Here is a 13,995-nt window from a genome sequence, read left to right on the forward strand (position 1 = left end):
GCGGTTCGACCCGGGCCGCCGCCGCTGCAAGGGTGGATCGGTGACGTCCCAGGCCGGGGTCAGGCCGTGCCGGCGACCGGCAGCAGGCCGCGGATCAGCCCGGCCAGTTCCGGCTCGTCGACCAGCAAGGCGGCCTCGTCCCGCGTCGCCCAGCGGGTCTGCCGCTGGCCCTGTTCCGGCCAGGCCGCAGCGAAGCCCTCGACACGCAGGGCGAAGACATCTACCTGGCAGAGCTGGCGGCGGCCGTTCGGCATGCGCTTGCTGTAGCTGTAGGCACCGATCGAGGTTTCCAGGGCGACGCCAAGGATGCCGGCTTCCTCGTAGGCTTCCCGGGCGGCCAGGGCATGCGGCGGCAATTCCGGCTCGGCCCAGCCTTTGGGTATCACCCAACGGCCGGTGCCGCGGGTGGTCACCAGCAGCACCAGCGGCTGGTCCGCGCCATCCGACAGCGGCAGGGCGGCGCATTGGCGCAGATGCTTGCGGCCCCAGGCCGCCCCGCGGGGTTTCGCCAAGCCTGCCTCCCAGCACCTCGAATCCCGGTTGAAGACACAGGGGTAGAGGCTTGCCTGGGAAGGGTCACCGCGTCCAGGCGGATCATGTGACGATTGCGTTGCGTTGCCGCGGAATCACCCGTGCGGCGGGGCGAGGGCCCGGGACAGCACGGCATTCTGGTAGCGCGCATCGTCGGTGACCTCGGCGCCGACCCAGTCCGGCCGGGCGAAGGGCTGGTCGGCGGAGGCCAATTCGACCTCCGCCATCACCAGCCCGGCCAGATGGCCGGCGAAGACATCCACCTCCCAGACCAGGCCGCCATGCGCGACGCGGGTGCGGGACTTCTCCAGCACCGGCGGGGTGCAGAGCGTCGCCAGCATCGCCTCGGCGTCCGCCGCAGGGATGGGGTATTCGAATTCGGCCCGGCTCAGCAGGCCGGGGCCCTTGATGGTGAGGAAGCCGTCCTCGCCCGCCAGCCGCACCCGCACCACCGGCGCGGTGGGCGCCCCGCCATTCGGCAGGTAGCCCTGGCGCAGCCGCAGGCCGGGGGCGAGCGCCGCCGCGCGCCAGCCTTCGCCGGTGACCAGGAATTTGCGTTCGATCTCGGTGGCCATGCCGCGGGGCCTCCCGGTCAGGCGCGGATCCAGGTCTCGGAGAAGGCCAGCATCGCCGTGCTGATCCGGTGCCCCGCGACCTCCCGCGGCACCGGCTTGCCGGGCAGGGCGCGGCCGTCGATCTCGATCGTCGCGGCCTCGCAGCCGAGGAAGACGCTCGGCATGTAATGCCGGCCGGTGGAGGACCGCTCCGGCGGATGGGCGAAGCAGAAGGGCGCACCCAGCCCAGTCCAGCCCAGCCGCACGGTGGTGCTGCCGGCGCGGATCACCTCGGCATAGGACGTGACCGCATCGCCCTCGGGGGTGACGCTGTCGATCGGCTGGAAGCGCAGCCCGGCCAGCCCCGGCAGGCCGCGCCAGGCGGCGAAATGGGAGACGTATTCGGCGATCAGCCAGCGTGCCAGCGGTTCGTTGTCGGTCAGGCAGATGTTGCCCGGCGCGTCCGCCTGCTGCGGCGAGTCCAGCAGCACCAGCGCATGGCCGCGGCCGTGCGGGGACAGCACGACGCGGAAGAAGCTGGCCAGCGCGGTGAAGGGGCCATCCGGGTCGGTCTTCAGGGAGATACCTGGATTCTCGCCCGACCACTCGACCAGCCCGGGAAACAGCATCGTCTCGGCCATGGAAGCCTCCTGCCCAATGGACCGCTATCCTGCCACGAAATCGAGGATCGCGCCGAATAGCCGGTCCGGCGCGTCAACCCGGATGGAGTGGCTCGACTCCTCGACCACCATCAGGTGCGAGCCGGGGATCAAGGCATGGATTTCGGCCGAGAATTCCGGCGGGCAGATCCAGTCCTTGCGGCCGGCCAGGATCAGCGTCGGCGCGGTGATGCGGGAGAGTTCCGGCCGCAGGTCGAAGCGGCGCAGGAAGCCGTCCGGCCGGAAGGCGCGGTTCAACGCCTCCGGGCTGTGGATGGCCCGCGCGAGCCCATCCTCGGCCCGCGCCGGGTCGTGCCTCGCCGCATAGAGCGGGCCCATGACGCGGTAATACTGCTTCAATTCGGCCTCGCTCTCGAAGCCGCCCGACCAGACCTTGGCGCAGAGCGCCTGCTGCTCCGCCGTGCCGCGCTCGGCCAGGATCTGCTGCGCGCGCGGGATGAAGCCGCCATGCGACGCGGTGACCACCAGCACCAGGTGCGAGACGCTGTCCGGGTAGCGGGCCGCATGCGCCATGGCGACCATGCCGCCATAGCTGGTGCCGATCGAGACGATTGGGCCGCAGCCAAGATGCCGGCGCAGCCCCTCCATGTCCTCGACGTTCTCGTCGAGGGTCCAGCGGCCTGGGTTGCCGCGCGCCGAGCGCCCCTGGCCGCGATGGTCGAAATAGACCACCTGCATCGCCGTCGTCAGCGCCGCATAGCCCGGCTTGAAGCCGCTGTGGTCGCCGCCAGGGCCGCCATGGATGGCGAAGGCGACGGGGCGTTCGCGCATTACCAGCCCGTCCGGGACCAAGCCGGGGCCGTCGATGTCGAAATAGATCTCGGTGTCACGGATCGCGGCGCGCATGGCTCTGGGCCCTCCATCGGCATGGTTCACGCGCCGCCGCGGCTGGGCAAGACTGCCAGCGATGGGGAGGGGAAGCGCCATGGACAAGCTGGTGGGGGTCATCGGCCTCGGCATCATGGGCGGCGCGATGGCGCGCAACCTGGCGGAAGCCGGCTGGCGGGTGGTGGGGTTCGATACGGATGCCGCCCGCTGTGCCGCGCTGGCCGAGTCCGGCATCGAGATCGCCGCAGACGCCGCCGCGGTGGCGGAGGCGGCACCGCTGCTGCTCTGCAGCCTGCCGAAGCCGGCGGCGCTGGCGGCCACCGCGGCGGCGATCGCCGGCGCCGGCCTGACGCCGCGCATTCTGGTCGAGACCAGCACCTTCACCCTCGCGGACAAGCAGGCGGCCGAGGCCGTGCTGCGCGCCGCCGGCCACACCCTGCTCGATTGCCCGCTCTCGGGCACCGGGGCACAGGCGGTGACGCGCGACATCGTCGTCTATGCCAGCGGTGATGCCGCGGCGATCGAGATGCTCGGGCCGTTCTTCGCCGACTTCGCCCGGGCCGCGCACAATGTCGGACTTTTCGGCAACGGCACGCGGATGAAATTCGTCGCCAACCTGCTGGTCGCCATCCACAACCTGGCCGCGGCCGAGGCGATGGTCCTGGCGGAGAAGGCCGGGCTGGACCCGGCGCAGGTGGTCGGCCTGGTCGCCAGCGGTGTCGGCACCTCCCGCGTCTTCGAATTGCGGGCGCCGATGATGGCGGCGAAGCAGTACGAACCACCCACGATGCGCAACGCCATGTGGTCGAAGGACCTGGCGGTCATCGGCGAATTCGCCGCGGCGCTGGAATGCCCGACTCCCTTGTTCAGCGCGGTGCTGCCGCTGCATGCGGCGACGTTGGCCGCGGGCCTGGGCGGCGAGGACACCGCGGCCATCCATGCCGTGCTGGCGCGGATGGCCGGGCTGCCGGGGAAGTAGCAAGGCCAGGAAGGAAGTATCCTTCCCTGGACCCTCCTCTCTTTCTGGGAGTCGGCACTCGCTGCGCGGCAGGTACCAACTCACAAAAAGGAAGGATGGGGTTTGGGGAAGGAATGCTTTTCCTTCCCCAACCTTGCTGCCCCGCCCACCGCGGCACCATTCAGTCCGTCGTGGCCCCGGACGCCCGGATGATCGGTATCCACAGCGCCAGCTGCTGGTCCCAGAAGGCGCCGAGCGCGGCCGAGCCCTCCGGCCGCGGCTCCACCCCGGCCGCCGCCAGCCGGGCGGATTGCGCCTGCACCGCGGCGATGGTCGCCGCCTCCAGCCGCGCCAGCACCGGTGCCGGCGTCGCCGCATGGGCGAAGACGGCGTGCCAGTTGTAGGTCTCGTAGCCCGGCAGCCCCCCTTCGGCGGCGGTCGGGATCTCCGGCAGGGCGGCGCTGCGCGTGGTGGTGGTGACCGCGAGCGCCCGGACCTGCCCGCCGCGGATGGCGGGGATGACGCTCGCCATGGTGTCCACCATCATGTCCACCGTTCCCGCCAGCAGGTCGGCGAAAGCGGGGCCGGAGCCGCGATAGGGCACATGCGTCGCCTCGGCGCCGGCCATGCTGGCCAGCAGATGTGCCGACAGATGCGTGATCGTCCCGGGGCCGGAGGAGGCATAGGTGATCCGTCCCGGCCGCGCCTTCATCAGCGCCAGCAGCTCCGCCAGCGTCCGTGCCGGCAGCTTCGGGTTGACCAGGACCACGTTCGGCAGGGTGCCGATCAGCGCCACCGGGGCGAAGGCCCGCCGCACGTCGAAGGACAGGCTGCGGTAGAGCCCGGCATTCAGCACCGCGGAGGACAGGGTGTGGAAGGCGAGGGTCGCGCCATCCGCCGGCGCCGCCAGCACGGCCTCGGAGCCGATGACGCCGCCGGAGCCGCCGCGATTCTCCACCACCACCGGCTGGCCCAGCGCCTCGGTCAGCCCCTGCGCGGTGATCCGGGCGACCACGTCGGCCGAGCCGCCGGCGGCGAAGGGGACCACCATGCGGATAGGCCGTCCGGGCTCCCCCTGCGCCAGCGTGCGGCGGCTCGGCAGCAACAGCGGGACGGCACCGAGGACGGCGCGGCGGGGCAGCGGCATGGACGGTCTCCCATTGTCCGGCTTGCAGGCGCCGGCGCTTGATACGCCGATGCTCCCATTCCCGCCGGCGCGCGGCCAGTCCGGATCGGCGCTGCAACCACGTCAGCTGATTCGTTGCAAGGGCATGAATCGGCCCTGCCACGGATCCGTGGAAGACCGGCAACGGTTGCCGCAGCCGCGTCGCCAACCCGCGCCAGAACTGGATTTTTTGCCCGTTCGGGTGTCACGCCCGAGCCACGCGCGCGATTGTTTCGCGACTACGGGCTGTGCCGGGCAGCGCGGGATTTGGCCCGGGCGCCGCCGGATGTATGATGGTCGTTCGATGCAGGAGACCCGTATGGGAGAGGCGCGGGCCCAGCCCGGCGGTACAGGAGACGGCATGGCGGTGCAGCGCGAGCTGGGCAGCCTGTCCTTCGAGGACGCGCTGCAGGAGCTGGAAGAGATCGTACGGTCGTTGGAGGCGGGCAAGGGCAGCCTCGCCCAGGCCATCGGGGATTATGAACGCGGCGCCGCCCTGCGGCAGCATTGCGAGCGCAAGCTGGCCGAGGCCGAGGCGAAGGTGCAGGCCATCGTCGAAGGGTCCGGCGGCCCGACGCTCCGCGATGTCGAATGAGGTTGCCTGAATGACCAGGACCACCGAGGCGCCGTCCCTCGCGCACGCCATGGCGGAGGCCGCCGCCGAGATCGACCAGGCCCTCGACATCCTGCTGCCGCCCGAGGAAGGGCCGGAAGCGCCGTTGTTCGCCGCGATGCGCTATGCCGTGATCGGCGGCGGCAAGCGGCTGCGCGGTTTCCTGGTGCTGGAAGGGGCGCGGCAATTCGGCGTCTCCCGCCAGGCGGCGCTGCGCGTCGCCGCGGCGATCGAGATGGTGCATGCCTATTCCCTGGTGCATGACGACCTGCCGGCGATGGACGACGACGACCTTCGTCGCGGCAAGCCCACCGTGCACAAGGCCTGGGACGAGGCGACCGCGATCCTTGCCGGCGACGCGCTGCAGTCCCATGCGTTCACCGTCCTGGCCGAGGAGGACACCCATGCCGATCCGGCGGTGCGGGTGGAGCTCATCCGCTGCCTGTCGAAGGCGGCGGGGCCGCGCGGCATGTGCGGCGGCCAGATGATCGACATGCTGGCCGAGCAATCGGGCGGCCAGATGGACGAGATGGAGGTCGGCCGGTTGCAGACCCTGAAGACCGGCAAGCTGATCGAATTCTCGGCCGAGGCCGGTGCGGTGCTCGGCAAGGCGGCTTTGCCCCAGCGCCATGCGCTGCTCGGCTATGGCCGCGACCTCGGGGCCGCCTTCCAGATCGCCGACGACCTCCTGGACGCCACCGCCTCGGCCGAGGAGACCGGCAAGGCGACCGGCAAGGATGCCGCCGCCGGCAAGGCCACCCTGGTCAGCCTGCTGGGCCTCGAGCGCGCCCGGCTGCAGGCCGAACGCCTGGTGGCCCAGGCCAAGACCCATCTTGACGGCTTCGGGGAGAGGGGTGACCTCTTGCGGATGCTTGCAGATTTCACGATCGAACGGAGGAAGTAGATGTCGGCCGCCCCCTCCACTCCGTTCCTCGACCGGGTACGCGTCCCGGCCGACATGCGCAATTTCTCGACCGACCAGCTGAAGCATCTGGCCGACGAGTTGCGGGCCGAGACCATCCATGCGGTCAGCCAGACCGGCGGGCATCTCGGCGCCTCGCTCGGCGTGGTCGAGCTGACGGTGGCGATCCATGCGGTGTTCGAGACGCCGCGCGACCGGCTGATCTGGGACGTCGGCCACCAGGCCTATCCGCACAAGATCCTCACTGGCCGGCGCGACCGCATCCGCACGCTCCGCACCGGCGGCGGGCTGTCGGGCTTCACCCGGCGGTCCGAGAGCGAATACGACCCCTTCGGCGCGGCGCATTCCAGCACCTCGATCTCCGCCGGCCTGGGCATGGCGGTGGCCAGCGACCTGAAGGGCGATACGCGGAACGTGATCGCCGTCATCGGCGACGGCGCGATGAGCGCCGGGATGGCCTACGAGGCGATGAACAACGCCGGCGCCGAGAAGTCCCGGCTGATCGTCGTGCTCAACGACAACGACATGTCGATCGCCCCGCCGGTCGGCGCGATGAGCGCCTATTTGTCGAAGGTCGTCTCTTCCCGCCCCTTCCTGTCGCTGCGCGACATGATGGCGAAATTGGCGCGGCGCTTCCCGGCACCGCTCGAACGTGCCGCCAAGCGGGCCGACGAATATGCCCGCGGCCTGCTGACCGGCGGCACCCTGTTCGAGGAATTGGGCTTCTACTATGTCGGCCCGATCGACGGGCACGACCTGGAGCATCTGCTGCCGGTGCTGCGCAACCTGCGCGACACCGAGCTGCACGAGCCGATCCTGCTGCATGTGGTGACCAAGAAGGGCAAGGGCTACGCCCCGGCCGAGGCCAGCGCCGACAAGTACCATGGCGTGGTCAAGTTCAACGTCATCACCGGGGAGCAGGTGAAGGCTCCGCCCGGTCCGCCGAGCTACACCAAGGTCTTCTCCAACGCGCTGATCGCCGAGGCCGAGGCGGACGACCGCATCGTCGCGATCAACGCGGCGATGCCGTCGGGCACCGGGCTCGACGCCTTCGCCAAGAAATTCCCCAAGCGCAGCTTCGATGTCGGCATCGCCGAGCAGCATGCCGTCACCTTCGCCGCCGGCATGGCGACGGAAGGCATGAAGCCCTTCTGCGCGATCTACTCGACCTTCCTGCAGCGCGGCTACGACCAGGTCGTGCATGACGTGGTGCTGCAGAAGCTGCCCGTGCGCTTCGCCATCGACCGTGCCGGGCTGGTCGGCGCCGATGGCGCGACCCATGCCGGCAGTTTCGACATCGCCTATCTCGGCTGCCTGCCGGACATCGTGCTGATGGCCGCCAGTGACGAGCTCGAGCTCATGCACATGGTGGCCACCTCGGCCGCCATCGACGACCGGCCGAGCGCTTTCCGCTACCCGCGCGGCGAGGGGCTCGGGCTCGAGCTGCCGAAGCGCGGCACGCCGCTCGAGATCGGCCGCGGCCGGGTCATCAGGGAAGGCAGCTCGGTCGCCATCCTGTCCTACGGCACGCGGCTGCAGGAATGCCTGAAGGCGGCCGAGGAGCTCGGCGCCCGTGGGCTGTCCACGACGGTTGCCGATGCCCGCTTCGCCAAGCCGCTGGACACCGCCCTGGTCGAGCGCCTGGCACGCGAGCACGAGGTGCTGATCACCATCGAGGAAGGCTCGGTGGGCGGCTTCGGCAGTCTCGTGCTGCACCATCTGGCGCTGCGCGGGATGCTGGATGCCGGGCTGAAGGTGCGGCCGATGTGCCTGCCGGACCGCTTCCTCGACCACGACAATCCGAAGAAGCAGTATGACGAGGCCGGGCTGAACGCGGCGCAGATCGTCGCCATGGCGGTCGCGGCGCTGGGTGCCGGCGCGGCGGCGGCGCCGGCGCGGGCGTAGCAGGGCAAGTCCAGGGAGGAAGTATCCTCCCTGGCCTCTCCTCTGTTTTTTAAAGTCTGGCACTCGCCGCGCGGCGGGTCCTGACTCACAAAAGGGAAGGGTGGGGCTTGGGGAGGGAATACCCATTTCCCTCCCCAACCTTGCTTACGGCTGCACCAGTTCTGCCCGCAGCGTCCGCGCGGCCTGGACAAGGTTGGCGATGGCGGGCTTCACCTCGGCCCAGCCCCGCGTCTTGCAGCCGCAATCCGGGTTCAGCCAAAGCCGGTCCGCCGGCAGGTGCCGCATCGCCCGGCGGAACAGCCCGGCCATCTCCTTGGCCGGTGGCACCCGTGGGCTGTGGATGTCCCAGACCCCCGGGCCGATGCCGTTCGGGTAGGCGAAGCCCTCGAAGGCGGCCAGCAGTTCCATCCGGCTCCGCGTCGTCTCGATCGAGATGACATCGGCATCCATCGCGGCGATCGCCTCGATGATGTCGCCGAATTCGGCGTAGCACATGTGGGTATGGATCTGCGTCTCGTCGCGCACCCCCGCGGCGGCGAGGCGAAAGCACCCCACCGCCCAGCGCAGGTAGTCGGCCCACCCGGCCCGGCGCAGCGGCAGGCCCTCGCGGAAGGCCGGCTCGTCGATCTGGATGATGGCGATCCCCGCCGCCTCCAGGTCCCGCACCTCGTCGCGGATCGCCAGGGCGAGCTGCCGGCAGGCGGTCTCGCGCGGGATGTCCTCCCGCACGAAGGACCATTGCAGCATGGTGACCGGCCCGGTCAGCATGCCCTTCACCGGGCGCGCGGTCAGCGACTGCGCATAGGTCGTCCAGTCCAGCGTCATCGGCGCCGGGCGGGAGACGTCGCGCCACAGGATCGGCGGCGCGACGCAGCGGCTGCCATAGGACTGCACCCAGCCATGCCTGGTGAAGGCATAGCCCGGCAGCTGTTCGGCGAAATACTTGACCATGTCGTTGCGCTCGAACTCGCCATGCACGGGCACGTCGACCCCGGCCTCCTCCTGCCAGCGCACCGCCTCGGCGATCAGCCGGCGCATGGTCGCGGCATAGTCCGCCGCCCCGGTCTCGCCGCGGACGAGGCGGGCGCGGGCCGCCCGCACCTCGGCGGTCTGCGGCAGGGAGCCGATGGTCGTGACCGGCAGCAGCGGCAGGCCGAGCCGCGCCTGCTGCCGGGCGCCGCGTTCCGGATAGGGGCTGGCGCGCTGCTCCATCGCCGGCGTCGCCGCGGCGAGCCGCGCCGCGACCGCGGGGTCGGCGCCGTCGGCGCGCAGGGCGTCCAGGGCCGCGGCGCTTTCGGCGAAGGCGCCACGCGCCACCGCCTCGCCCTCGTCCAGCGCGCGGGCCAGCAGCGCCACCTCGGCCAGCTTCTCCTCGGCGAAGGCGAGCGCGTTGCGCAGCACGCGCGGCAACGCGGTCTCGTCCCGCAGGCTGTGCGGCACGTGCAGCAGCGAGCATGACGGGGCGACCATCAGCCGCTGGGCACCGCCGGGCCGGGCGGCTGCCTGCTGTGCCAGGGCAAAGGCGGCGCGCAGGTCGCGGCGCCAGACATTGCGGCCATCGACCAGGCCGAGCGAGAGCCATTGCTCCGGCCGCATCGCCGCGAGGACCGGCGCCAGTTGTTCCGGTGCGCGGACCAGGTCGAGATGCAGCCCGTCGACCGGCAGGCGGCAGGCCAGGCCGAGATTGTCGCCGAGCCCGCCGAAATAGGTTGCGACCAGCAGGCGTAGCCCCGGCGCGGCCTCGGCCAGGCAGCGATAGGCGAGTTCGAAGGCCGCGGCCCCACCGGCGGGCAGGTCGGTCACCAGGCAGGGTTCGTCGAGCTGCACCCAGCAGCCGCCCGCTTCGGCGATGCCGCGGAGTGCCTCGGCATAGGCCGGCAGCAGCGCCGGAAGCTGGGCGAGCGGGTCGCCGCCCTCCGCCGGCTTCGCCAGCAACAAGAAGGAGACCGGTCCCAGCAGCACCGGCCGGGTACGGCAGCCTGTCACCAGACCTTCCCGGACCGCCTCGGCCCAGGGATTCTCGGTCAGGTGGAAGCGGGTGCCGGGCGCGATCGGCGGGACGAGGTAGTGGTAGTTGGTGTCGAACCACTTCGTCATCTCGAGCGCCGGCGCATCCGCAGCGATGCCGGCCGCCTGCTCGGCCGCCGTGCCGCGGGCGCCGCGCGCCAGGGCGAAGCGGGTCGCGAGCGAGGCCGGGCCCTCGCCGGACCAGCCATAGCCGGGCGGGATGGCGCCGAAGGCGCAGGCGGTGTCCAGCACATGGTCATAGAGCGCGAAGTCGCCCGCCGGGATATGCGAGATGCCGGCGCCCTGCTGCAGCCGGCGGCTGGCGGCGCGCAGGCCTGCGGCGGTGCGGCGGAGGTCGTCCTCCGTGCTGCGCCCGGCCCAGAAGGCTTCGAGGGCGGTCTTGAGCTCGCGGCGTGGCCCGATGCGTGGGAAGCCGAGATTGGCGGCGATGGTCATGCGTCGGCACTCCGCCCCCGGTGCGCCCAGCCCGGGGGTAGGGTTGCGGCGCCCGGTGCGGGTCGCCGATGCCGGCAGGTCTCCTGGCTCGCGGGTCGCCGCCGCCGGCCCGGCCTTCCCACGCGGTCACCCGCGCAGTGGCCTGCCCCCGAGGTTTGGCCTCACGGGCATTGGACCGGCGGCTCGCCGCCGACAGTTGCTGGGGCAGCCACCGACTGGGCGCAGCGCGCCGCACGGTGTTCCCTTTTCACCCGTTCGCACGGGACCGGCATGCCATAAGGATATGTGCATATCCAAATGGCGACAACTTGCATCTGGTCACGCTACCGCGAGACCAACTGGCCGTTGCCGGCCACCGCGGCCGCGATTTCCTGCTGGGCCGGGTTGCGCTAGAAGCCCACCCATGCCGGATCACAAGCAACCACGGGCAGTTGGCCGGGTCCGTGCCGATCAGCTGCTGGTCGATCGCGGCCTTGTCGAAAGCCGGACCCGTGCGCAGGCGCTGATCATGGCGGGCAAGGTGTTCTCCGACACGCGGCGGATCGAGAAGGCGGGCCAGGTGCTGGAAGCCGGTGCGCCGCTCGAGCTGCGTGGCCAGGACCACCCCTGGGTCTCCCGCGGCGGGGTGAAGCTGGCGCACGCGATCGCGCATTTCGGCCTTTCGTCCGAGGGCCGCATCTGCATCGATGTCGGCGCCTCGACCGGCGGCTTCACCGACGTGCTGCTGCAGCATGGCGCAACCAAGGTCTTCGCCGTCGATGTCGGGCATGGCCAGCTCGCCTGGAAGCTGCGGAACGACCCGCGGGTGGTGGTGATGGAGCGGGTGAATGCCCGCTACTTGGAACACCTGCCGGACGCGCCTTCGGTGCTGGTCTGCGATGCCAGCTTCATCGGCCTTGGCACCGTGCTGCCGGCGCCGCTGGCGCTGGTAGCGCCCGGCGGCTGGGCGGTGGCATTGATCAAGCCGCAATTCGAGGTCGGGCCGGCCGTTGCCAAGGGCGGCGTGGTGCGGGACGCGAACGTGCACCGCCAAGTCTGCCACCGCATCGCCGACTGGTGGGCCGCACTGCCCGGCTGGCGGGTGCTGGGGGTCGAGGCCAGCCCGCTGCTGGGACCGGAGGGCAATCGCGAGTTCCTCATTGCGGCGCACAAGGCCGCCTGACGGCCGGCGCGGCTGCCGCTATATCGAGGGCATGAACGAGATCGCGCCCCCCGAACGCCGCTTCCCCGACCTGAAAGCCGAACAGGCCATCGCCCCAGACCTCAAGGCCGCCGGCTGGAAGGCGGTGCCGGCCCGGGACTATCCGGCGATGATCGGCCCCTTCCTCGCCCGCCGCGCCGGCGAGGGCTGGGAGTACGGCTTCCTGCCGGAACAGCGCCACCTCAACATCGGCGGCGTCGTGCATGGCGGCATGCTGATGAGCTTCGTCGACGACGTGCTCGGCATGACGGTCTGGGAAGCCGCCGGGCGCAAGCCGGTGACGACCGTGCAGCTCAACAACCACTTCATCGCGCCGGGCAAGCTGGGCGAGCTCATCATCGGCCGCGGCGAGGTGCTGCGGGCGACCCGCAGCGTGGTCTTCATCCGTGGCATGCTGATGCAGGGCGACAAGGTCCTGACGCATGCCGATGGGGTCTGGAAGATCCTCGGCAGCAACTAAGGAAGGCTGGGGGAGAAGGTATTCTTCCCCAAGCCCCCGCATCTATGTTTCCGAGCCGGCACTGGCCACGCGGCAGGTGCCGACCCACAGAAAGCAAAGGTGGGGTCTGGGGAGGAAATGCTTTCTCCTCCCCGGCCTTCACCCCAAGGGAGGACACAACCAATGCGCACCGCCGTCATCGTCTCCACTGCGCGCAGCCCGATCGGCCGCGCCTATCGCGGCGCCTTCAACGACACCCAGGCCCAGGCGCTCGGCGGCCACGCCATCGCCGCCGCGGTGCAGCGGGCGGGCATCGAGCCCGGCGAGGTCGAGGACGTCATCCTCGGCGCCGCCCTGCAGCAGGGCAGCCAGGGCAGCAATTTCGCCCGGCAATGCGCGCTGCGCGCCGGGCTGCCGCACAGCGTCCCCGGCATGTCGCTCGACCGGCAATGTTCCTCCGGCCTGATGGCCATCGCCACCGCGGCGAAGCAGGTGATCGTGGACGGCATGCAGGTCGCGGTCGGCGGCGGGCTCGAATCCATCTCGCTCGTGCAGAACGACAAGATGAACCGCCACCGCACCCGCGACCCCTGGCTGGAGCAGCACGTCCCGCAACTGTACATGTCGATGCTGGAGACGGCGGAGATCGTCGCCGACCGCTACGGCATCCCGCGCGACGCGCAGGACGAATACGCCCTGCAATCGCAGCAGCGCACCGCCGCAGCCCAGGCCGCCGGCCGGTTCGAGGCCGAGATCGTCCCCATGACCACCATGATGGCGGTGCAGGACAAGGCGACCGGCGAGATCAGCCACAAGCAGGTCACCCTGGCCAAGGACGAGGGCAACCGGGCCGACACCACGTTGGAAGGCCTGAACGCGCTGAAGCCGGTGTTCAAGGATGGCCAACGGGTCAAGGAAGGCCGCTTCATCACCGCCGGCAATGCGTCGCAGCTCTCGGACGGCGCCAGCGCCTGCGTGCTGATGGAGGAGGTCGAGGCTTCCCGCCGCGGCCTGCACCCGCTCGGCATCTACCGCGGCATGGCGGTGGCCGGCACCGACCCGGACGAGATGGGCATCGGCCCGGTCTTCGCCATCCCGAAGCTGCTGAAGCAGCATGGGTTGAAGGTCGGCGATATCGGTCTCTGGGAGCTGAACGAGGCCTTCGCCTGCCAGGTGATCTATTGCCGCGACAAGCTCGGCATCCCGGGCGAGCTACTGAATGTCGATGGCGGCGCCATCGCGGTCGGCCATCCCTATGGCATGAGCGGTGCGCGGATGACCGGCCATGCCCTGATCGAGGGCAAGCGGCGCGGCGCGAAATATGTGGTGATCACGATGTGCATCGGTGGCGGCCAAGGCGCCGCGGGCCTGTTCGAAGTCGCCTGAAACGCGGGCGTGGGCAGGGAGAAATAGTCCCTGCCCAGCCACACGGCGGGTGCCAACCCACAGAAACAGGTGAAGGATCTGGGGAGAATACCTTCTCTCCGGCCTTTTCGTCAGGCGCGGGCGGTCGCGCCCAATTCTTGCGCGCTCAACTCGGCCAACAGGGCCCAGACCCGGTCCGGGTCCATGCGGATTTCCGGGTCGTTCAGCAGCCGGTCCAGTTCGGCAAGCTTGGCCTGGAACTCACGCTCAGTCATGCAACCCCGTCCTCCCGGTTTGGCCGCGGCGTCAGCGGCAGCGTCCATCGAAGCTGCGGAGAAACGTGGCTGAAACACGCCGGTTGCCTTGCGCAA

General features: G+C 70.6%; 14 protein-coding genes and 1 riboswitch. Of the genes, 7 read left to right on the plus strand and 7 right to left on the minus strand.

Features of this window, described 5'->3' with window-relative positions:
* Positions 1–59: 59 nt before the first annotated feature.
* From ACFQS7_RS16990 to ACFQS7_RS17005, 4 genes are all read right to left on the minus strand, one after another.
* Entirely contained in the window at positions 60–512 is a 453-nt protein-coding gene (locus tag ACFQS7_RS16990; protein WP_380068292.1) for an NUDIX hydrolase, read from the minus strand.
* A 114-nt stretch (positions 513–626) separates the two neighbouring features.
* Entirely contained in the window at positions 627–1,106 is a 480-nt protein-coding gene (locus ACFQS7_RS16995; RefSeq protein ID WP_380068293.1) for a CYTH domain-containing protein, read from the minus strand.
* Positions 1,107–1,123: 17 nt separating this feature from the next.
* The gene (locus ACFQS7_RS17000) at positions 1,124–1,726 is read right to left on the minus strand and encodes a hypothetical protein (protein ID WP_380068294.1); all 603 of its coding nucleotides are present in this window, start codon (positions 1,724–1,726) and stop codon (positions 1,124–1,126) included.
* Between the two features lie 24 nt (positions 1,727–1,750).
* Complete coding sequence (locus ACFQS7_RS17005) at positions 1,751–2,611, minus strand: alpha/beta hydrolase (RefSeq protein ID WP_380068295.1); 861 nt, start codon at positions 2,609–2,611, stop codon at positions 1,751–1,753.
* 79 nt (positions 2,612–2,690) lie between these two features.
* Here ACFQS7_RS17005 and ACFQS7_RS17010 point away from each other — a divergent pair, with 79 nt between their 5' ends.
* Positions 2,691–3,572 (plus strand): NAD(P)-dependent oxidoreductase, encoded by an 882-nt coding sequence (locus ACFQS7_RS17010; protein ID WP_380068296.1) that lies wholly within the window; start codon positions 2,691–2,693, stop codon positions 3,570–3,572.
* A 160-nt stretch (positions 3,573–3,732) separates the two neighbouring features.
* On the opposite strand, the gene ACFQS7_RS17015 is transcribed toward ACFQS7_RS17010, so the two are convergent.
* Positions 3,733–4,698: a Bug family tripartite tricarboxylate transporter substrate binding protein gene (locus ACFQS7_RS17015; RefSeq protein ID WP_380068297.1), complete on the minus strand. Its 966-nt coding sequence runs from the start codon at positions 4,696–4,698 to the stop codon at positions 3,733–3,735.
* A 379-nt stretch (positions 4,699–5,077) separates the two neighbouring features.
* On the opposite strand from ACFQS7_RS17015, the gene ACFQS7_RS17020 reads away from it, so the two are divergent.
* From ACFQS7_RS17020 to dxs, 3 genes are read left to right on the plus strand one after another with little or no spacing between them, the layout of a single operon-like run.
* Positions 5,078–5,311, plus strand: coding sequence for an exodeoxyribonuclease VII small subunit (locus tag ACFQS7_RS17020; RefSeq protein WP_380068391.1), 234 nt, complete (start codon positions 5,078–5,080; stop codon positions 5,309–5,311).
* 10 nt (positions 5,312–5,321) lie between these two features.
* Positions 5,322–6,233 carry a polyprenyl synthetase family protein gene (locus tag ACFQS7_RS17025; protein WP_380068298.1) on the plus strand — a complete coding sequence of 304 codons (912 nt, stop codon included), beginning with the start codon at positions 5,322–5,324 and terminating at the stop codon, positions 6,231–6,233.
* Positions 6,234–8,156, plus strand: a complete 1,923-nt coding sequence (dxs, locus tag ACFQS7_RS17030) for a 1-deoxy-D-xylulose-5-phosphate synthase (RefSeq protein ID WP_380068299.1) — start codon at positions 6,234–6,236, stop codon at positions 8,154–8,156.
* Positions 8,157–8,300: 144 nt separating this feature from the next.
* On the opposite strand, the gene metE is transcribed toward dxs, so the two are convergent.
* Complete coding sequence (gene metE / locus ACFQS7_RS17035; RefSeq protein ID WP_380068300.1) at positions 8,301–10,619, minus strand: 5-methyltetrahydropteroyltriglutamate--homocysteine S-methyltransferase; 2,319 nt, start codon at positions 10,617–10,619, stop codon at positions 8,301–8,303.
* Between the two features lie 55 nt (positions 10,620–10,674).
* Positions 10,675–10,904, minus strand: a riboswitch (cobalamin riboswitch).
* A 118-nt stretch (positions 10,905–11,022) separates the two neighbouring features.
* Here metE and ACFQS7_RS17040 point away from each other — a divergent pair.
* The 3 genes from ACFQS7_RS17040 (at position 11,023) to ACFQS7_RS17050 (ending at position 13,645) form a co-directional block, all read left to right on the plus strand.
* Positions 11,023–11,781, plus strand: coding sequence for a TlyA family RNA methyltransferase (locus tag ACFQS7_RS17040; RefSeq protein ID WP_380068301.1), 759 nt, complete (start codon positions 11,023–11,025; stop codon positions 11,779–11,781).
* Between the two features lie 31 nt (positions 11,782–11,812).
* Entirely contained in the window at positions 11,813–12,280 is a 468-nt protein-coding gene (locus tag ACFQS7_RS17045) for a PaaI family thioesterase (protein WP_380068302.1), read from the plus strand.
* Between the two features lie 162 nt (positions 12,281–12,442).
* Positions 12,443–13,645 carry an acetyl-CoA C-acyltransferase gene (locus ACFQS7_RS17050; RefSeq protein ID WP_380068303.1) on the plus strand — a complete coding sequence of 401 codons (1,203 nt, stop codon included), beginning with the start codon at positions 12,443–12,445 and terminating at the stop codon, positions 13,643–13,645.
* Positions 13,646–13,755: 110 nt separating this feature from the next.
* Here the strand turns inward: ACFQS7_RS17050 and ACFQS7_RS17055 are convergent, their stop codons facing one another.
* Positions 13,756–13,899: a peptide chain release factor 1 gene (locus ACFQS7_RS17055; protein WP_380068304.1), complete on the minus strand. Its 144-nt coding sequence runs from the start codon at positions 13,897–13,899 to the stop codon at positions 13,756–13,758.
* Positions 13,900–13,995 lie beyond the last annotated feature (96 nt).

Source organism: Dankookia sp. GCM10030260 (assembly GCF_042666655.1).
Lineage (GTDB): Bacteria > Pseudomonadota > Alphaproteobacteria > Acetobacterales > Acetobacteraceae > Paracraurococcus.